This is a genomic window from uncultured Solobacterium sp. (assembly GCF_963517755.1).
Taxonomy (GTDB): Bacteria; Bacillota_I; Bacilli_A; order Erysipelotrichales; family Erysipelotrichaceae; genus Bulleidia.
The window spans coordinates 13,554-32,540 of record NZ_CAUQGG010000004.1 but is presented as its reverse complement, the minus strand read 5'-3'; the positions used below and the strand labels follow the sequence as shown (position 1 = coordinate 32,540).

Here is an 18,987-nt window from a genome sequence, read left to right as displayed (position 1 = left end):
ATATTTCCTGTTCTAAATGATATAAGAAGATACCCATACATGCAAGGATATCACGAGTTATTTCAATAATTTTTCTGTGATGTCCTGCATTGTGATTGGACCTGGTCTTAAAATAGCTAGTTCTTCTTTTGTGCAATCTACAATGGTACTTGCTTCACCAAAGGACACATCACCTTCTAGCATTCCATCTAAATCGGGACAACTCTTTTCAATCTCATCTAACGATGTACAAGTTGGCTCTCCCGATTGATTCGCACTTGTCATAAAGATTGGTCTTCCTAAACCTTTGATAATCTTCGCAAGTGTATCAGACGTGGCCATACGAATCGCAATCGTATCCAAGTTTTCTTGGGATAGATTGACTCCATCTTTGCGCTTTAATATGACGGTTAGCGGCCCTGGCATAAAGCCTTCAATGACCTTCTTGGCTCTATCATCTACTTCCGCAATCTCTTGAATCTGTTCAAGATCTGCACACATCACTGGAAAAGCCTTTGTTAGAGGGCGATGTTTTACATTTCTAAGGTTCTCTTCTGCTTGATGGCTTGATACCTGCGAACATACACCATATACCGTATCTGTCGGTACACTAATAACCCCATCCTTTTTTAATATCTCAATGATTTCTTGAATCTCTTCTGCTTTAAAACGACGCATATACTTCCTCTTTTCTACTTTTATCTCTATACCTTATAATTATAGCGCGAAATATGGAGGTTATTAGATGATTCGATTCGATAGTGACTATACAGAGGGTTGTATTCCTGAAATACTAACAGCCTTAACAAATACAAATGATGAACAAACCATTGGCTATGGTAAAGATAACCATTGTTTCAACGCCGCAAATTTAATCAAACAAACCATCAAGCGTGAAGATGCGGATATTCACTTCATGGTTGGTGGCACACAAACCAATATCGCCGTTATCACATCTATCTTAAAGCACCACCAAGGCGCAATCTGTGCGGAAAGCGGTCATATTAACGCACATGAAACAGGTGCACTTGAATCCGTAGGACATAAATGTCTAACATTACCAACATCCAACGGAAAAATCACAGCCAAGCAAGTCGACACACTGATTCAAGAACACTATAGTGACGCCAGTTCTGAGCACACAGTACAACCAGGTATTGTATATATTTCATTTCCCACAGAAAGTGGTACTCTATACTCTAAACAAGAACTCACAGAGTTATATACAGTATGTCAAAACCACAACATTCCCCTCTTTATCGATGGCGCAAGACTTGGTTATGGTCTAGTGGCCAAAAAGAATGATGTGACATTTGAAGATATCGCAAATCTATGCGATGTATGTTATATCGGTGGTACAAAGGTTGGTGCCCTATTTGGCGAATGCATTGTCATCTTAAATGATTTATACAAGAAAGATTTCCGCTACGCCATCAAACAACACGGCGGAATGCTAGCCAAGGGTAGAATGCTTGGAATCCAATTTGAAGAACTCTTTAAAGATAATCGCTACCTCACAATCTCTAAACATGCTATCGATATGGCAGATATTCTCACCGAAGGATTTCAATCAAAGGGATATCACTTCTACTTCCCCGCTGAAACAAACCAACTTTTTCCAATCTTTGAAAACGCAAAGCTAGAAGAACTTTCCAAAGAGTTTGCCTTTACCCCTTGGGCAAAGATTGATGAAACACATACTGCTGTACGCTTTGTAACATCCTTTGCGACAAAGCGCGAAAACGTTGAATACCTACTAACAAAAATATAGTTGCGTATAATCGCAACTATATTTTTGTTTTATTCATGAATTGAAATAACGGTACCATCATTCTTCCAGATACTATTTTCGTGTACTACACCTCTTACACAAGATGTTGGATATACACGAGAGTGTCTACCAATCACAGTGCCTGGATTAAGTACTGAGTTACATCCTACCTCAACATAATCTCCAAGCATTGCACCAAACTTCTTAAGACCCGTATCAATACGATGATTATCCTCTCGGATCGTAACTAGTCTTTTATCACTCTTTACATTCGATGTAACAGAACCTGCGCCCATATGAGAATAATATCCTAAGATAGAATCTCCTACGTAGTTGTAGTGCGGAGTTTGAACATGGTCAAATAGAATAACATTCTTTAGCTCACAGCTATTTCCAACCACGCAATCTGATCCAACAAGTGCTGCAGAGCGAATGAACGCACAATGACGCACTTCTGTACGTGGCCCAATAATACATGGTGCACCAATATACGCAGATGGAAATACTGTCGCTGTCTTATGAATCCAAACATGTTTGGATACTTCTGTATATTCTTCCTTATCTAAGCTTTCACCTAGCTTTAGGATGAAATCCTTAATCCCAGAAAGAGCTTCCCATGGGTACGTAAATTGTAATAAATAGTCTTTCGCAGCTGTGTGTTCTAAATCATATAACTCATTAATACGGTACATAAATCCTCCTAATTTGTGGAATTATTGTTAGTTCCCTCAGGCAACGTTTCCTGGGAAATGGTTTCATCATTCATTACTTTATCAATCTCAGTATTAATAAAGTCTACTTGATTTTGGTACAGGTATACAACGGATAATACTTGATCCGGTGCGGATGCACAGTATTCGTTACCAGTATCACCATCAAGATGATACTTCACAATATTCCATTGGATATTCTGATCCAACTGTTTCTTACATAATGCATAAATCGAATCCGTAGAAACATTGGTCAAGAACTTGCCTTGCAAGGCGCTCAAAATATTATTAAACGAACTAATTAATTCTGGACTTAACAACTTATGAATAATCGCAGAGAGTACAATTTGTTGATGGAGATTACGATCAAAGTCACCGTTAGGCAAACTATAACGTTCACGCACATACTCTAACGCTAGCTCTCCATCAAGATGTAATGTACCCTGTGGATACGTACGGCCTGTAAAGTGTGTTGTAAATTCAAATGGATTATCAATATCAACACCATCAATTGCGTTAATAATATCTTCAAATGTCGTAAAGTTTACTAACATGTAGTAATTCACATCTGTCCCAAGTAAGTTACTAGCACCCTTTAATGTATTCTGAATACCATTTAAGCCAAGATGCGTTAATTTATCTTTCTGATTCTTATATGCAGGATTTGGAATATAAGAGTCACGTGGCAAGTTCGCAATCAAAATCTGATGTGTATTTGGATTTACCGTTACTGCGATATCTACGTCTGTTCTACCTTCCAAGCTTAACTCACCTGGCTGGTCATTTCCCGCGATAAAGAGGGTAAATGGTGTATTCGCAAGGTTTGTTTTATCTTCTGTTGCTTGGGTTGTTTCTACCTTGCGGAAATAACTACCTATCAGTTTTGTGTCTGTCTTAAAATTCTTGAATTCATCTGTCTCTAAAACTGTCGATAAATACGAATCACTCAGTAATAATACATCACCTTGATTTGTATATAAGTTCTTTACAGCAGACTGCACAGAACTACTGTTGACGGTCTTTAGATTATCATTCTTTAAATCCACCCGTAACTTCTCTAACGTATCGTTTTGATTATTTCCATCAACGCCTAAGGCAGTGATAAATTTTGCGTTTTGATATTCCGCTAACTTCATACTCTCTTTATACTGAGAGTTAGCGAAAACATCCTTGTGCTTGTCTTTATACGCATCTGTCATAACATAGATGCCAATTCTAACCTCATTGCCTAACACAGAAGAGAAGACATTACTCAAGCGGTCTGTATAGTACGGTAGTGCAATATTTACGATAATAAGCGCTACCGCAAGCACTGTGTTTACTACCTGTGCAAATACGTTATTCGGCTTCACCTTCGATGTTAGTAAGAATGTTAACCAATCAATCACCGCAAGTACAAGTACTACGATAATACTCCACTTCGTTGGAAACATTGGCATACGCCAGAATGTAATCGCAAATACAATACTCGCAAGGAAAAGTATCAACCATAAAAATCTTGCGCTGATATATCTCTTCTTACGTTTTTTCTTCTTTCGAATTACTCTGTTTGGATTTTGTTCCATCATAAATGTTTTCCTTATTTATGAAGCTTTTACCAGCTTTCCAACTAATACATATCTACCATCATCAACATCATAGGAACATGTCGATAACATTACAATTTGGTCTGTTGCCAAAACTGTCTCATCACTCTTAAATGTTGAGGCAGACACGAAACGATCAATATAGCTTAAGAATTCACTATCACTACCAAAGTCATATTGTACATAGTTACCCGTACCCGTTGTAGAATATCCTGCAATCGGATAAATCTTGTATGTACCACTTGGTGTCTGGAAAACCATTTCCTTATGACTATCATAGTAAGACTGTTCCTTATACTTTTCGATATCCGCAAACATCGAGTCATTTAACATATGGTGACCATAGATCACAGTATTCTTATGGCTGAAATCTCTTCCGTTGTTGTAATCAATAAAAACTGTTCCACTTAGATTGTATGTGCCATCAAATAAGTGGTCCAAGTAATAGCTATTGCCATACTTATTTTCATCTGTACTAGCACCAAACACAACCGGATAATCTACATTGGAGTTTGGAAGTGTAATCCAACCAGCACAATCTGGATTCTGCTCTAACAACTTCTGAAAGTCTAATGTAGAAGTTGTATCATCTTTGTCAGTATCCTTCTTAGTTGTAACGGCATTCTTACGTAAGTTATCATACGCATTTCCTGCTTGGTTATAACTTGCTAAACCTTTATATAACTGATAGCCAGAAAAAATCGCAACGCCTAGACATACAACCATAATGATATCAAGTGCGATTCTTCCCACTCTAGATAATTTCTTTTTATTCTTCTTTTCTTTCATATTAACCTCTGCAATATTTTACAGTCGATTGACTGACTGTGCAAGCATTCGCCAAATGCACGCAACTATGTAATAATAATACCATGTTAGGCGTAGACATCGTAGATATGCATCGTATTGACTTAGAAAAACCCATCATTTCACACGTTTTAACACAATCTGAAATGGTGGAATTCTCCTTAAAGCATACTACCACACAGAAAAAACAATACTTTGCGGGACGCTTTGCGGCGAAAGAGGCTATCTTCAAGGCAACCCAGGATAAAGATTACCTACAGTACAGTATCCTAAATGATGAAAGTGGAAAACCTTACATCAAAGACCATCCTGAACTTGAAGTGAGTATCTCCCATGACGCAAATATCGCAATCGCGATTGTTCAAGATGCACTACAGAAATAATATGATGTACCCAATAAAAAGTTCTCTTGTACAAAAGAGAACTTTTTATTCATGATCTTTCGGTATTTTTCGATAAATTAAATAAGCCCTAACAAACAATATAATTGTGATCAAAATGAAAGCTGTAAGGGGTGCTGATACCCAGGTATCATTCATATAAATTCCTGCCAAGTAGATCTTAGTAAAAAATTGTATTGTGATACCCATCAAAGTTAAAGCTGTTAAATAGAAACATAGAAATAATAACTTTTGTTTACTCATAAAACTCCCTTTCCAATTGTTTAAAATTCGACAAGTACTGGATGAATGACGCATAGAATGTAATTGTGGTTGATTCAAGTAAGTGTTATCTGTACCCATATTATACGCTCAAAAAAAGGAAAGCATATAACTTTCCTTTTTAACTAAGCTTTCTATTTAATGAGTCCGCTATTCTTTAACAGAATTTCAATATCCGTTCCCTTTGCGCGATTCAACACTTGATTGAGCACAAATTTTTCAATAAAGGATAATTCCTTTACTTCAGTAATTGGCTTCTTATCAATCGCATAGTAACATGCGCGCAATAATTCACGTACATCATACTTACTAGCCCAAACTTCAGGCACACCACGGTCAATATCTAAGAGTGTATAAACAGACTCCATACCTGTACGCATGGAATATTCCGTTGTAAAGATCGTATCTCTTGGTGTCTCCGCAAATTGACCGATAAAGGCAAAGTTTACTGCTCCATCTGGCACAACCTTTGGACGATCGGATTCTTTACGTGGTTGGAAGAACGCATTGATATATGGCATGAAACATGTCGTTGTATTACATGCGTCTTGTGCAAGAGAGGCAATCTTATCAGTTGGAACACCAATATGATATAACCACTCTTCACATACCTCGATACCTGTACAATCACGCATTGGCTTCTTGATATAGTTACCTTCTTTATTCGTATTTAATGCATATAGCCAAATTAATACGAGGCCTTTATCCTGAGACTTAAACTGTGGTTGACGGTTGATAGTCCAAGATAGATACCAGTTATCCGTACTATCTTTTACTGTAACAATACCACCTGTTGTAACTTTTCCTGTACGTGGGTCACGCTTGCAGATGTTTGTGATATAGCGAATGATTTCTTCATTGGAAGTAGCGACTGTCGCACTCATCCAGTTTGTTGCATTTACATCGGTACAGAAAGCTTCTGGGTTTCCATATTCGCCATGCATTGCTTGTGCTGCGATTGCTTTCCACATATCCCATGATTCCCCATAACCATTCTTTACATTTGATAAATCCGGAACATGTGTCTGATCTCCATAACAGGAAGTATCCGTACAACATCCATTGGTAATAAACACAAGGTCATCTTCAATTAAGTCAATGGATTGTTCAATTCCATCTTTCTTATATACGATTTGTCTAGCTATCTTCTTATTGCCACGTGTTTCAATCACAACATTCTTTACATCCATTCCGTATTCAATATGAACCCCATGATTCTCCAAATACTTCACAAGTGGTAAAATCATGCTTTCATATTGGTTATACTTTGTAAAACGCAAAGCGCTAAAGTCAGGCAATCCGTCAATATGGTGTACAAAGCGGCAAAGATAACGTTTCATCTCTAGTGCACTAGACCACTTTTGGAAAGCAAACATCGTCTGCCAATATAACCAGAAATTTGTATCCCAGAAAGAAGCTGGTAATACATCAGAAATCTTCTTTCCTTCCAGGCCCTTTTCAGGTGTTAAGAATAGTTTTGATAATGCCATTGCAGACTTCTTATCAAGTTTAAACTGTTTATCCGTGTGTGCATCCTCACCACAATTTACAGTCGCTCTACATAGTGAATAGTTTGGATCACGCTTATTTAACCAATAATACTCATCTAAGACAGATACATCCGGTGTTTCAATGGAAGGCACATCACGGAAGGTATCCCACATTACTTCAAAGTGGTTATCCATTTCACGACCACCACGCATGAAGAAACCTTTTGTGACATCCTTACGTCCATCACAACTACCACCTGCAAGTGTAGCCTTTTCTAATAAGTGAATATGTTCTCCACTCATCTGTCCATCACGGACAAGATAAAACGCTGTTGTTAAACCAGCTAGTCCTGTACCAATGATATACGCTGATTTCTTATCAACATCCTTTGGTTTTAAAGGTCTAGCAAATGACTCATAAGTTCCTGCTGAATAATACATATGAAATCCTCCTTCATCCATATGCATCATATCAACTCTATACGCTTTTTCATTTAGCAGGGAGCTAAAAAAGATAAAAGTTTTATCACTTTTCTCATTGTGATAAAACTTCATACTTTGATAAAAATTTTAATACTGAAATCTAGTTAACGAAGCCCGAATAGAACCTTTAATTAGCTTATTCAAGCGTTCTACAATTTCCTGTGGGTTCTCTTGCATATCCTCTTTGATCCAATCTAACATGATGCCGATAAAGATATAAGAATATGCTTGTACGATAAAGGTTTTATCTTCATCCCGTACGTTTAAGCCTTCCGCTTCTTCATTTACCACATTTAAAATTAGATCTTCCACAAGCGGTCGCAAATACATTTCTACCTGTTCACGATGAACACAGTGATAGACATTCATGATAAACGGTTTATTTGCCTGTACAGCTTCTAATATCTGTAGGAACCCCTGTTGCCAAGTATCATAGGTCTTCTTCTCATCTAACGCACGCTTTGCGTCTGTTAGACAAGCCCATTCAACCAAATCATAGATATCTTTGAAGTGATAGTAGAATGTCATACGATTCATACCACAGTCTTCCGTTAAATCACTGATTGTGATTTTCGATAATGGCTTTTTCAACAACAAATTCTTAAGTGATTGTTCCAAAGCGCGTTTCGTTACTTGTGACATACTACCTCCTTTTACAATCAGATGATAACTAGTAATTTTGAATCGTATTGATTGGATAAGATTCTTGCATTTGTCTTGCGACGATGTATTCATTCTCTGCTGTACGCAATAGAATCAGTGGCATCGTACGGCTTAAGAATAAGTGAATACCTTCAGTGACGGAGTACGCACCACAGTTATTGAAGGCTAAATAATCACCCTCATGCAAGCCCTGTAGCGTTACATCTCTGACTAGCACATCTGCAGTTGTACAAAGGCTACCACATAAACACCAATTCATTTCTGCTCTATCATCACATGCATGCAAGTGTTGAATGTGTGGCACTTTCATACCCATCATCTGTCCATAGTAGTTAAGATGATTCATACCTCCATCTACGATACAGTAATTTACACCTTCATTAGACTTACAATCCATTGCGCGTGTGAGGTATGTTCCACAGAATGTGGAATAGAATCTACCCATTTCAATTGTTAAATCAACAACCTCAGATAATTCTTTCAACTTTGCATGGATATTCTCAAGAGGTTTTAGTGTATCACTAAAATCATCCCCTTCAAATAATGGTACTGATAATCCTGGACCATATTCAATCTGTTCTACTTTACGATTGAATGTTGTTTGAATCTCTTTGATTAATTCCAACAACATATCCAACTCTTTGATTTGTTTATCGTTCTTCTTACGTTGTGTACCCGCAAAGTAGTGAATCCCCTTTACAATCACATTTGGATAGTTTTCTTCATTTGCATAGATTGAGAATAAATCTTCCTTGGACATACCAAACTGACTACCTGCATTCAAGCGTGGTAGAATTTCCACTTTCTTTTGGTACTTTCCAGCAATACGATTGACAATATCCATATGTAGTAGAGATTCCGCTGTGTAATGAATCACACCATATTCCATCGCATCTGTAACATCCACTTCTGTCTTATTGACACCAGAATATAAAATCTTAGTTGGTTCTACACGAAGTGCTTTACAGATAGATAACTCACCTGGACTACATACTTCTAACTTATCAGTAATCTCTGCCATCGTCGGAATCAAGAATGGATTTGCCTTGATGGAATAACATAGATGATACGCACCACCTACAATTTCCCTCATCTTTTTAACACGTTCTTTTACCGCTTCTAAATCAAAGATAAAACAAGGTGTTTGATAGTGTTCTGCGATATACTTTAGTTCTTTCTCTTGCATTATTCGATTCCTTCCATCTTCTTTAATACGGCACGATCAATCTTACCATTCTTTGTCATTGGCATTTCATCCAAGTGTACTAACTTGTTAGGTACCATATAGCTTGGCATAACGACCTTTAGCTCGTTATGTAATTCTTTTTGATCACGCTCACCTAACCAGAATAAATAAATACGTTTCTTGTTGTGGTCATAGATTGCACATGCACGCACAACACCACTACGCCCTTGTACTAGACTTTCAATTTCACCTAGCTCAATACGGTGTCCTAAGTGCTTGATTTGGAAGTCTTTACGTCCGATATAAACAAGTTCTCCTTGCTCATTGTATTTCGCAAGGTCACCTGTACGATACATGCGTTCATAGTACACAGTGTTTAATGGATTCTGTACAAATACAGCTGCTGTCTTTTCACCGTCATGATAATATCCTAACGCAAGACAAGCACCTGCCACACAGATTTCTCCACTTTCATTTGGTGTATCAACCAATTTATTTTCATCAGATAGTAAGAATACCTTCTCATTATCAAATGCTGAGCCAATTGGAATGATTTCATCCGCCGCATATTCGCGATTCTCTAAACGATAATATGTGCAGTTACATGTAATCTCAGTAGGTCCATACAGGTTGATAAACTCTGCCTTTGGACAATTCTTCATCCAGATATTCAAGTGCTTGATTGGCATAACTTCTCCACTGAACATCACCAAACGAATTGTCTCAGGATTACGATAACCAAATCCATTCATAATGGACACAAAGCACATTGCACTAACAGCCCATGTTAGTACAGTTACCTGATGGTCACATAAAAAATCCATCAAGTGTGTTGGGTTACTAAAGAATTCACGTGGAATCAGTTCTACTCTAGCACCCACGTAGATACTACTGTAGATATCTTTAACAGACACATCAAAATCAAACGGTGCTTGGTTGGCAATACGATCATCAGTACAAATTCCAGATACCTTTACAAATTCTGGAATAAAGTCAATAACAGATCCATGTCCAACAACAACACCCTTTGGCACACCAGTGGAACCACTGGTAAAGTTTACGTAAAGAGGGTCTGTACTAGCAGCTTGTTTACGAATCCCTGCAAGCATGTTTTCATCAATGATACCTTCATTGATGATATCTTCAACCTTTAAAATAGTAACTGCAGTCCCTAATTTTTCACGTGCTTCCTCATAGAAACGTTCATTACTCAAGATTACTTTCGGACTTAATACTTCAATGATTTTTTCCACACGACCAATTGGTTGTCTTGTGTCAATCAGAGAATAAAATCCACCTGCATATACCGCACCATACATTGCGGCTAGCGTTGTATTACTCTTTTCCATATACATCGCAACCGCCTGGCGAGGTTGAATATATCTCGCAAGTTTAGTTCCAAGAATCTTGGCATCTTTTACTAACTCTTCGTATGTCATCTCTGCGGTTTCATCTGCGACCGCAATCTTACCTGGATGTTTTTGGCAAGAGGCTTCTAGCCACTCAAGAATATTCTTTGTCATAGTTTTTACTCCTAACGTATCTATTTTACTATGTTCATTGATTTTTGAATGTAAAATTTATCTGAAAACACAAAATGGAGGATTCCTCCATTTTTAGCAATTAAAATATACAAACAACATGCGGTCTTTACCGTTCATGTCTTTGCGTATTTCATAGCGAGCATCCGGTAACATTTCTTCAACCAGCTTACTCATACGTTCACGCTGATCCCAACCCATCTCAAAAGCCATAAATGCTTTCTCGTTGAGAACTTTCTTACAATCCTTAAAGATCATGCGATAGAACTTTAGTCCATCCTCACCACCAAATAAGGCAACGTGGGGTTCAAAGTCCACAACAGAAGTTTCCATCTGTTCGTCCTGTGGGATGTATGGAGGATTGGAAATTAATACATCCAAGTGACGATTTGCGTCAATTAACGGTTGTAACATATCCCCCGCCGTAAAGTCGATGTCCACTTCGTTATTTTTCGCATTCTGACGTGCAGTGACTAACGCTTCTTCACTGATATCCGTAGCGTGCATCTTTACACGGCTCTCTTCTTTTGCGACTGTAATCGCAATGGCACCAGAACCTGTTCCAACATCCGCACATTCTACCGTTTCCTGTGTTGGGAAGATTTCATCAATACGAGATAATATCAATGCACAGAGTTCCTCTGTTTCACAACGTGGAATTAATACATCTTCATTGACAATCATCTTATATCCATAGAACCATGAATAGCCTAATACATGTGCCATTGGTTCCTGTTTCAAGATTCTTTCCATGCCTGCATGGAACTCGCTTGCGAGTGCTTCTGGCATCTCGTCATCGATATGCATAAACAAATCATAGCGTTCACGTTGAGAGATTTCTAGAAGATATGCCATAACCGTTTCTGCAGGAATATCATTTTTTAGACACTCTTTTTCGTATTGCTTGATTGTTTTCGCAAATGTACTCACAACTGTGTCTCCTCGAGTTTTCTCTTTTCTTCTTCTGCTAGTAAGCCCTCAATGACTCCATCAAGCTTACCTTCCATGATACGGTCTAACTGTGTAATTGTTAAACCAATACGGTGGTCTGTTACACGGTTTTGTGGGTAGTTATATGTTCTAATCTTTTCTGAACGATCACCAGTACCAATCTTGGCACGGCGAATCTTACCAGCCTCTTCTTCCTGAATACGTTTGAGTTCTTCGTATACACGTGCACGAATTAAGCGCATTGCAGTCTCACGGTTTTCAATCTGTGAACGTCCATCTTGACAGTTTACTGTAATACCTGTTGGAACGTGCACAATACGTACGGCAGAATCTGTCTTATTGATATGCTGACCACCGGCACCAGAAGCACGGTGTGTTTCAATTGTTAAGTCCTTTGGATCGATTTCGATATCGGTATCTTCCGCTTCAGGTTGACATAGTACTGTTGCGGTAGAAGTATGAATACGTCCCTGTGTCTCTGTCTTTGGAACACGCTGTACACGGTGTACACCAGATTCAAACTTCAATTCCTTATACACATCTGTTCCCTTTACAGAGAAGATAATCTGCGTATATCCACCTGCTTCACTGACAGAAGCTTCCAGAACCTGCACCTTCCAACCCTTGCTTTCTGCGTACTTACTATACATACGATATAAGTCACCAGCGAAGATATTGCCTTCATCTCCACCAGCACCACCACGGATTTCCATAATGACATCATGGTCATCATCCGGATCACGTGGCACAAGTAGGTGCTGAATTCTTTCTAACAAGGCTTCACGTTCTGGTTCACACTCATCCTTTTCCATACGCGCCATCTCTTTGAGTTCAGGATCATTCTCCTTTAACATCTCATCTGCTTGGGCAATACGAGAGTCTAACTCTAAAAGTTGATGGTAAGCCTCAACAGGCTGTGTAAGTCTTGCCTGTTCTTTGGATAATTTTGTAAGGAGCTTAGGATCTGACATTACCTTTTCATCCATCAGCTTCTCTACGATTTCTTTATATTGTTTTTCTATTTCACTTAATTTTGTTCTAACTGCGTCCATAGTATTCTCCACATATTTTCCATAACAACTTTAACATAGATTATATTCTTTGTATTCAAAGAAAAAGGTCCGGAATTATACCGGACCGGCTTTATTTCATACCGTACTTCTTATTGAACTTCTCGATACGTCCTTGAGCCTGTGCGAATCTCTGACGTCCAGTATAGAATGGATGGCAGTTTGAGCATGTATCTACTTTGATTTCAGATAATACAGAACCTGTTTCGAATTCTGCACCACAGCTTGTGCATACTACCTTCGCCTTGTGATAAGTTGGATGAATATCTTTTTTCATTTTTTATCTCCCTTCTGCCTTAAGCCTCCGATTGGCTTAAAGAAAGTGCTAAATTGCCTATTTATACTACCATAACAATTTTTTTCGTGCAATCTTTTTATTCAATAGTTTCACGCCAAATCACTGCACCTAGATTTTTTAACTTCTGGTCGATTTCAGCGTAACCACGATCGATGTGATATACATCATGGATTTCTGTGACACCTTCTGCTAGTAGACCCGCCACTAACATCGCTGCACCACAGCGTAAATCGGTCGCAACGACCTTCGTTCCAAACAAGGAACTAGGACCCTTGATACTAGCAGAACCTGTCGATACTTCAATATCTGCGCCCATACGTTGTAACTCTCCACAATGTTTGAAACGCTCTATATAGATTGTCTCAACAACCTTAGACTCACCATGTGCTTGTGTCATCAGTGTGGTAAGTGGTTGTTGTAAGTCCGTCGCAAAGCCAGGGTATGGTCTTGTGGTTACATCCGTCGCAACCAGTTTATCCGTATGACGGATCGTAATACGGTCTACATCGATATCCATATCGACACCCATCTCCTGTAGCTTAGAAGTTAAGGCATCTAAGTGTTGCGGGATAATATTCTTGATCACCATCTTCTTCGCACATGCGGCTGCGATGACCAGGAACGTACCCGCCTCGATGCGATCTGGGATAATTTCATGGAAACATCCCATTAACTTATCAACGCCATCGATTGTGATGACATTTGTACCGGCACCACGAATATGTGCACCCATCTTATTTAATAATGTCGCAACGTCGATGATTTCTGGTTCCTTCGCTGCATTTTCAATCGTTGTACGCCCCTTTGCGTATACAGCAGCCATCATAATATTGATAGTTGCGCCGACACTTGCGATATCCAAGAAAATCTTCGCACCCTTTAATTCCTTAGCTTCAATCGTATAACAAGCCTTATCATACGTAACTTTAGCACCCAAGGCTTCAAAACCCTTTAAGTGTAAGTCAATTGGTCTTGGGCCCAAATAACATCCACCAGGCATCTTCATGCATACACGACCAAATCTACCTAACAAAGCCCCCATGAAATAGTATGATGCACGAAGTTTTGTGACTGCGTCATCTACTAAATCAATGTTTTGGATATTTGTAGGGTCAATAATTAAATGATCAGAAGAACGTGCTTCAACTTGAACTCCTAATAAATTTAAAATCTTTGTTAGGGATTCAACGTCCGCAATCTGTGGAACCCCAACAATTGTGACTGGTCCATGAGCCAGTACAGTAGCAGGAATCAGCGCTACTGTCGCATTCTTCGCACTAGAGATTGTGACTTCTCCCTCTAGCGTATGTCCACCTTCAATTTTAATTACTTCCGGCATAGTTATTTTCCTTTCTGATCAGCTCTGTCAGCTCGTGTATATCCTTTACAAGTATATCTGCTTTTGATTGATCCTGGTAGAAGCGATTGTCAATTCTAGCAACCGTTCTTATTCCCGCTGAGATACCAGCTTGTATCCCTGCGGTACTATCTTCATATACCAAGCACTCTTCTTTGCGTACTTGTAGTGCCTCTTGAGCTAGTAAATAAATATCTGGATATGGTTTTGAACGTTTGCAGTTTTCACCACTTTCGATAAAGTCAAAGTATTCCAAGATTCCCATCTCGTGAAGACTTGTGACAATCAAGTCATATGAGGATGCAGAACATACTGCTAACTTTAAGCCCATCTCTTTCATCTGTTGTAATGCTTGCGGTACACCTGGAAACATAATTTCCTTAAAATGGATTGGATGTTCTACATTGAAGTATCTTTCGTTATTCTCACGAATTACATCAAGAGGAACTTTTCCGTCTAACATGTCATACAACATCTCATAGGTTGTCTGCATTGTTGTACCGATGATTCGGTAAATATTCTTAGCAGGCCCATCATAACCATACGCACGCATCTGCGCAACTGTCCCCTGCATATAAAAGTATTCACTATCGTAAAGAATACCATCCATGTCAAATAATACCGCTTTTATCATATACAGCATTTTACATGAATTTTCGTATCCATTCTAGATGTATGCAAAAGTTTGCGTCACCATTATACAACGAGATATAAAAAAAGAGGCCCATGTGAGCCTCTATATCACTCAATTTGTAATTAAGCTTTGTCAGCGGAACCGAATTGGTTAACCATTTCGATTACCTTAGCAACGATTGCGTCAGCACCTGGTTTGAGTAACTTACGTGGGTCAAAGCCCTTACCCTGTTGGTCCTTACCAGCTTCGATGTATTCACGAGTTGCCTTAGCAAATACAATCTGTAAGTCTGTATTTACGTTGATCTTAGATACACCCATTGTGATAGCCTTATGTACTTGGTCAAATGGGATACCAGAACCACCGTGTAATACTAATGGCTTGCCATTTACAGCAGCATCAATTTCTGATAATCTTTCGAAATTTAATCCTGCCCAGTCTGCTGGATAAACACCGTGGATGTTACCGATACCTGCAGCTAAGAAATCAACACCTAAAGAAGCGATTTCTGCACATTCCTTTGGATCAGCTAATTCACCATTAGATGTAACGCCATCCTCTGTACCACCGATACCACCAACTTCACATTCTACAGAAACACCCTGTGAATGAGCTAACTTGATGATTTCCTTTGACTTCTCTAAGTTCTCTGCGAAATCGTAGTGAGAACCATCAAACATTACAGATGTGAAACCTGCTTCGATGCAAGCCTTAGCACCTTCAAATGTTCCGTGATCCAAGTGTAAAGCAACTGGAACTGTAATACCCATATGGTCATGAATGTTCTTAACCATATCTGCACACTGCTTGAAACCACACATATACTTCGCTGCACCTTCAGAAACCTGAAGAATGACAGGAGAGTTTGCCTGCTGGCAAGCAGCTAAGATAGCCTTTGTCCATTCCATGTTATTGATGTTGAACGCACCAATTGCATAATGACCTTCATGAGCCTTTTCAATCATTTCTTTTGCTGAAACTAATACCATGAGATTATTCCTCCTTATTTAGCGTTTCCATATTAAACTATTTCCAAACATTTTTAAAGTAGCATGATAAAAAAAGGCTGTTTTTTCAGCCTTTTCTCATTTAATTATCGAATGCGTCATCGCCCTTTGGTAAATCTAGACCAGCAACTTCAATTGGCTCATCTAATTCATCATCCTCAAGTTCGATTTCAGAAGTATCGATATGAACTTCCTCAAACTTACGACGGTTACGTAAATCCCACTTGTTATTTTCTAAAGAAGCAAACCTATTATCCAACATCAAGTCACTATAGAATTGTGCCTTTTTACGTCTGATTTTATCCTCAGGAATATCCATTGTCTTTGCAACTTCATCCCAGATCTTTGAGAAATCTACTTCTCTTTTTCTTTTTTTCAGCCAATTGTAGGCTACGTCCGTCATAGTCTCATTATTAACCATTGTAAATCTCCTTTATACAAATGCATGTTATGCTTGCTTCGCCATGGCACTATACCCCAAGTTCCAAATAAAGTCAAATATTTTTTATTGGGGTAAATTCCCAATATAATTTTTGGTGAAGTATGACCTCGTCATTCGATAATAACTGATACTCAACAGACCAGTACTCATCACATTTTTCCGCATGACAAAGCCTTGTCTGCATGTACATCTTTCCATACTGCGAGTCCACAGTACTTTCCCCATCCTTGTTATCATAGAGGGTGATTTTTGTATGAACATCTGCTTTACGCTCAAAAGAAATCAAATCATCCCCAAAATACACTTGATGAACTCCACCATTATCCCCTTCGCAATAGCGTAATGTATTTCCATCATATAATGCGTTCGTTTCCAATAAAATCTGTTTCTTATCTTCCAACAAATCATGTTGTGTTAGTTTAACTGATATTCGCATATTCACCTTCCGTGAATGATTATATGCGAACTTGCCTTCCTGTCAACCTTTGAGCACATTAAAAAACTCCCACAGAAATCCATGGAAGTCAGTGTATCAAATTATTCGTAAGTAGCGATGAGATATAGTGTTCTTGAACTAAAGCCATCGACTGCGAGCGGAAGAGACAGGATTACCTTTTCGTTATTTTCATTTTCCTTATAAATACCTACGTGATATGTCTTGCCAAACTCTACATCAAACGCAAAATTGATATCTGTAGCGTAATAATTCTTGTGCTTTGCTACGATACCATTTTCCGTTATTTGGAAACTGCCAACGAATGTATGATGACCCGGTTCTAACGCTACGATTGTATCTAGCATTTGGCCCTTAACTGGATGATATAAAGCCGCATCTTGACCATCAATTTTCGAAACATTTCCATACAAGTGCACGATTGCCTTCGTTGTATTTTTCTCAACAAGTTGTGCTTCCACCTTCTTACGCATCATCTGAATCGTAATAGATACCACAAAAGCCACCGCCCAAATAATAACCACGGCGATTATCATATACATTTGGTTCATATTTCACCTCGCAAAAATTCTAAAGTATTTTTCATAAGTATTATTATACAAGAATCCTTCTAATATTTATGTACAAAATGTAGTAATTTATTTGTACTTGTTGCTATTTGAAACAATTTATTATTTTAAAACCTCAATTCCTTTCGGATAATATACGCTAAATACATCATGGACAGGTCCATGTACTAAACTATATACAATATTCGATGCGTTCGACATTTCCACAATCGTTCCATCCTTTTTCTTCACCCAAACCGCATCACCTCTACTATCTGTATAAGGCTCATATGGCATTTGATATACCTCATCCTTTGACCAATAGTAGACTAGATTATATCCAGCTTTCTTCAGCTGATGACGTAACTTCCGGTTGTTAGATGGATTACTTTCAGAGTATGCAAATAATTTACGATCACGGATACGTAAGGACAAATCACGCACGATAGGATCCTTATGTTCACATAACATCGAAAAGCCATAACTAAATGCATATTCATCTAACATAAAGTACTGTTTTAAAGAAATCTTCTTGCCTGTTAAAACAGGTTTAAATAATGGAATGATTGAAGGATCACTCACACTCTTTAAATCCCTCAAACGCTTAAAGAGTAAATGTAAAATGGTCTCAAAACTACGTGCTACTGGATGATAATAAATCTGCCAATACATGTGATATCTTGCCATGATGTAATTTTCAACTGCGTAGACACCACTTTCTTTAACTACCAGACGATTTCCATCTACTACACGAAGCGTACGTAAGATTCTCTCCAAATCAAACTCACCATACTTCGTCCCTGTAAAGTACGCATCACGCAACAAATAATCCATACGATCCGCATCCAGTTGTGAACTAATCATTTGTACCAATAATGGATTTTTACTCTTATGACGAATGACATCCGCAACATCCTTCGCTAGACCCTTAGCACTAGCTTCTAGTATCTTCGTAATCTCCGTATTCTCTTCGATGATGCGACAGGTGAATACTTCATGCGATGTTCCACTAACAGCTTCAAACGCATGGCTATAAGGACCATGACCAATATCATGCAACAGACCTGCTAACATGATTGTTACCTTATCATACTCATTTAATGCATTTACAATATCCGGAACTTCTGTCACCATACGACGCACGATTTCATACACCCCAAGGGAGTGAGAAAAACGAGTATGTTCTGCACAATGATATACAACATATGCTCCACCCAATTGACGGATGCGACGTAAGCGTTGAAACCAACTGCTATTGACGATATCCCATACCACCTGTAAATCAATATGTACATAGCCATGTACCGGATCACGTAACACTTTCACTTCTGATGTTTTCGCAAACATG

20 protein-coding genes are annotated in these 18,987 nt (G+C 38.5%); 2 read left to right on the top strand and 18 right to left on the bottom strand.

Translation table 11 applies throughout. From position 1 onward, the window contains the following. Window positions 1–57 precede the first annotated feature (57 nt). The gene (locus tag RWM19_RS03350; protein WP_294020104.1) at window positions 58–657 is read right to left on the bottom strand and encodes an L-threonylcarbamoyladenylate synthase; all 600 of its coding nucleotides are present in this window, start codon (window positions 655–657) and stop codon (window positions 58–60) included. A gap of 67 nt (window positions 658–724) precedes the next feature. Here RWM19_RS03350 and RWM19_RS03345 point away from each other — a divergent pair, with 67 nt between their 5' ends. After that, a complete protein-coding gene (locus RWM19_RS03345; RefSeq protein ID WP_313983687.1) occupies window positions 725–1,750 on the top strand; it encodes an aminotransferase class I/II-fold pyridoxal phosphate-dependent enzyme in 1,026 nt (341 codons plus the stop codon). Window positions 1,751–1,779: 29 nt separating this feature from the next. On the opposite strand, the gene RWM19_RS03340 is transcribed toward RWM19_RS03345, so the two are convergent. From RWM19_RS03340 to srtB, 3 genes are read right to left on the bottom strand one after another with little or no spacing between them, the layout of a single operon-like run. Then, window positions 1,780–2,442, bottom strand: a complete 663-nt coding sequence (locus RWM19_RS03340; protein WP_313983685.1) for a UDP-N-acetylglucosamine pyrophosphorylase — start codon at window positions 2,440–2,442, stop codon at window positions 1,780–1,782. Window positions 2,443–2,450: 8 nt separating this feature from the next. After that, window positions 2,451–4,028 carry an LCP family protein gene (locus tag RWM19_RS03335; protein ID WP_313983682.1) on the bottom strand — a complete coding sequence of 526 codons (1,578 nt, stop codon included), beginning with the start codon at window positions 4,026–4,028 and terminating at the stop codon, window positions 2,451–2,453. A gap of 15 nt (window positions 4,029–4,043) precedes the next feature. After that, on the bottom strand, window positions 4,044–4,835 hold the full coding sequence (gene srtB / locus RWM19_RS03330) for a class B sortase (protein WP_313983679.1): 792 nt from the start codon (window positions 4,833–4,835) through the stop codon (window positions 4,044–4,046). An 83-nt stretch (window positions 4,836–4,918) separates the two neighbouring features. Here srtB and RWM19_RS03325 point away from each other — a divergent pair, with 83 nt between their 5' ends. Beyond that, a complete protein-coding gene (locus RWM19_RS03325) occupies window positions 4,919–5,236 on the top strand; it encodes a 4'-phosphopantetheinyl transferase superfamily protein (RefSeq protein WP_313983676.1) in 318 nt (105 codons plus the stop codon). A 413-nt stretch (window positions 5,237–5,649) separates the two neighbouring features. Here the strand turns inward: RWM19_RS03325 and RWM19_RS03320 are convergent, their stop codons facing one another. The 14 genes from RWM19_RS03320 to RWM19_RS03255 form a co-directional block, all read right to left on the bottom strand. Next, the gene (locus RWM19_RS03320; RefSeq protein ID WP_313983673.1) at window positions 5,650–7,446 is read right to left on the bottom strand and encodes an oleate hydratase; all 1,797 of its coding nucleotides are present in this window, start codon (window positions 7,444–7,446) and stop codon (window positions 5,650–5,652) included. Window positions 7,447–7,575: 129 nt separating this feature from the next. Then, on the bottom strand, window positions 7,576–8,130 hold the full coding sequence (locus RWM19_RS03315; RefSeq protein WP_313983670.1) for a TetR-like C-terminal domain-containing protein: 555 nt from the start codon (window positions 8,128–8,130) through the stop codon (window positions 7,576–7,578). Window positions 8,131–8,158: 28 nt separating this feature from the next. Then, window positions 8,159–9,337, bottom strand: a complete 1,179-nt coding sequence (locus tag RWM19_RS03310; RefSeq protein WP_313983668.1) for an alanine racemase — start codon at window positions 9,335–9,337, stop codon at window positions 8,159–8,161. Then, entirely contained in the window at window positions 9,337–10,860 is a 1,524-nt protein-coding gene (locus RWM19_RS03305) for an amino acid adenylation domain-containing protein (RefSeq protein WP_313983665.1), read from the bottom strand. The genes RWM19_RS03310 and RWM19_RS03305 overlap by 1 nt, the downstream gene beginning before the upstream one ends. 93 nt (window positions 10,861–10,953) lie before the next feature. After that, window positions 10,954–11,808 (bottom strand): peptide chain release factor N(5)-glutamine methyltransferase, encoded by an 855-nt coding sequence (gene prmC / locus RWM19_RS03300; RefSeq protein ID WP_313983662.1) that lies wholly within the window; start codon window positions 11,806–11,808, stop codon window positions 10,954–10,956. Then, window positions 11,805–12,881: a peptide chain release factor 1 gene (gene prfA, locus RWM19_RS03295; protein ID WP_313983659.1), complete on the bottom strand. Its 1,077-nt coding sequence runs from the start codon at window positions 12,879–12,881 to the stop codon at window positions 11,805–11,807. Before prfA ends, prmC begins: the two co-directional genes overlap by 4 nt. Before the next feature lie 91 nt (window positions 12,882–12,972). Beyond that, a complete protein-coding gene (gene rpmE / locus RWM19_RS03290; protein WP_006526712.1) occupies window positions 12,973–13,176 on the bottom strand; it encodes a 50S ribosomal protein L31 in 204 nt (67 codons plus the stop codon). Window positions 13,177–13,273: 97 nt separating this feature from the next. Continuing rightward, window positions 13,274–14,536, bottom strand: a complete 1,263-nt coding sequence (locus RWM19_RS03285; RefSeq protein WP_313983655.1) for a UDP-N-acetylglucosamine 1-carboxyvinyltransferase — start codon at window positions 14,534–14,536, stop codon at window positions 13,274–13,276. After that, on the bottom strand, window positions 14,520–15,188 hold the full coding sequence (locus RWM19_RS03280; protein WP_313983652.1) for an HAD family phosphatase: 669 nt from the start codon (window positions 15,186–15,188) through the stop codon (window positions 14,520–14,522). The genes RWM19_RS03285 and RWM19_RS03280 overlap by 17 nt, the downstream gene beginning before the upstream one ends. 122 nt (window positions 15,189–15,310) lie before the next feature. Then, window positions 15,311–16,177 (bottom strand): class II fructose-1,6-bisphosphate aldolase, encoded by an 867-nt coding sequence (gene fba, locus RWM19_RS03275; RefSeq protein ID WP_006526709.1) that lies wholly within the window; start codon window positions 16,175–16,177, stop codon window positions 15,311–15,313. Between the two features lie 100 nt (window positions 16,178–16,277). Then, window positions 16,278–16,616, bottom strand: coding sequence for a DNA-directed RNA polymerase subunit delta (rpoE, locus tag RWM19_RS03270; RefSeq protein WP_294023256.1), 339 nt, complete (start codon window positions 16,614–16,616; stop codon window positions 16,278–16,280). A 73-nt stretch (window positions 16,617–16,689) separates the two neighbouring features. Further along, window positions 16,690–17,073, bottom strand: a complete 384-nt coding sequence (locus RWM19_RS03265; protein ID WP_313983646.1) for a hypothetical protein — start codon at window positions 17,071–17,073, stop codon at window positions 16,690–16,692. A 101-nt stretch (window positions 17,074–17,174) separates the two neighbouring features. Then, window positions 17,175–17,642 (bottom strand): hypothetical protein, encoded by a 468-nt coding sequence (locus RWM19_RS03260; protein WP_313983643.1) that lies wholly within the window; start codon window positions 17,640–17,642, stop codon window positions 17,175–17,177. A 120-nt stretch (window positions 17,643–17,762) separates the two neighbouring features. Beyond that, on the bottom strand, window positions 17,763–18,986 hold the full coding sequence (locus tag RWM19_RS03255) for an HD domain-containing protein (RefSeq protein WP_313983640.1): 1,224 nt from the start codon (window positions 18,984–18,986) through the stop codon (window positions 17,763–17,765). Window position 18,987: the final 1 nt, after the last annotated feature.

Coding starts and splice junctions, on each gene's coding strand:
- RWM19_RS03350 (WP_294020104.1), bottom strand. CDS start 657: ATGCGTCGTTTTAAAGCAGAAGAGATTCAAGAAATCATTGAGATATTA.
- RWM19_RS03345 (WP_313983687.1), top strand. CDS start 725: ATGATTCGATTCGATAGTGACTATACAGAGGGTTGTATTCCTGAAATA.
- RWM19_RS03340 (WP_313983685.1), bottom strand. CDS start 2,442: ATGTACCGTATTAATGAGTTATATGATTTAGAACACACAGCTGCGAAA.
- RWM19_RS03335 (WP_313983682.1), bottom strand. CDS start 4,028: ATGATGGAACAAAATCCAAACAGAGTAATTCGAAAGAAGAAAAAACGT.
- srtB (WP_313983679.1), bottom strand. CDS start 4,835: ATGAAAGAAAAGAAGAATAAAAAGAAATTATCTAGAGTGGGAAGAATC.
- RWM19_RS03325 (WP_313983676.1), top strand. CDS start 4,919: ATGTTAGGCGTAGACATCGTAGATATGCATCGTATTGACTTAGAAAAA.
- RWM19_RS03320 (WP_313983673.1), bottom strand. CDS start 7,446: ATGTATTATTCAGCAGGAACTTATGAGTCATTTGCTAGACCTTTAAAA.
- RWM19_RS03315 (WP_313983670.1), bottom strand. CDS start 8,130: ATGTCACAAGTAACGAAACGCGCTTTGGAACAATCACTTAAGAATTTG.
- RWM19_RS03310 (WP_313983668.1), bottom strand. CDS start 9,337: ATGCAAGAGAAAGAACTAAAGTATATCGCAGAACACTATCAAACACCT.
- RWM19_RS03305 (WP_313983665.1), bottom strand. CDS start 10,860: ATGACAAAGAATATTCTTGAGTGGCTAGAAGCCTCTTGCCAAAAACAT.
- prfA (WP_313983659.1), bottom strand. CDS start 12,881: ATGGACGCAGTTAGAACAAAATTAAGTGAAATAGAAAAACAATATAAA.
- rpmE (WP_006526712.1), bottom strand. CDS start 13,176: ATGAAAAAAGATATTCATCCAACTTATCACAAGGCGAAGGTAGTATGC.
- RWM19_RS03285 (WP_313983655.1), bottom strand. CDS start 14,536: ATGCCGGAAGTAATTAAAATTGAAGGTGGACATACGCTAGAGGGAGAA.
- RWM19_RS03280 (WP_313983652.1), bottom strand. CDS start 15,188: ATGATAAAAGCGGTATTATTTGACATGGATGGTATTCTTTACGATAGT.
- fba (WP_006526709.1), bottom strand. CDS start 16,177: ATGGTATTAGTTTCAGCAAAAGAAATGATTGAAAAGGCTCATGAAGGT.
- rpoE (WP_294023256.1), bottom strand. CDS start 16,616: ATGGTTAATAATGAGACTATGACGGACGTAGCCTACAATTGGCTGAAA.
- RWM19_RS03265 (WP_313983646.1), bottom strand. CDS start 17,073: ATGCGAATATCAGTTAAACTAACACAACATGATTTGTTGGAAGATAAG.
- RWM19_RS03260 (WP_313983643.1), bottom strand. CDS start 17,642: ATGAACCAAATGTATATGATAATCGCCGTGGTTATTATTTGGGCGGTG.
- RWM19_RS03255 (WP_313983640.1), bottom strand. CDS start 18,986: ATGTTTGCGAAAACATCAGAAGTGAAAGTGTTACGTGATCCGGTACAT.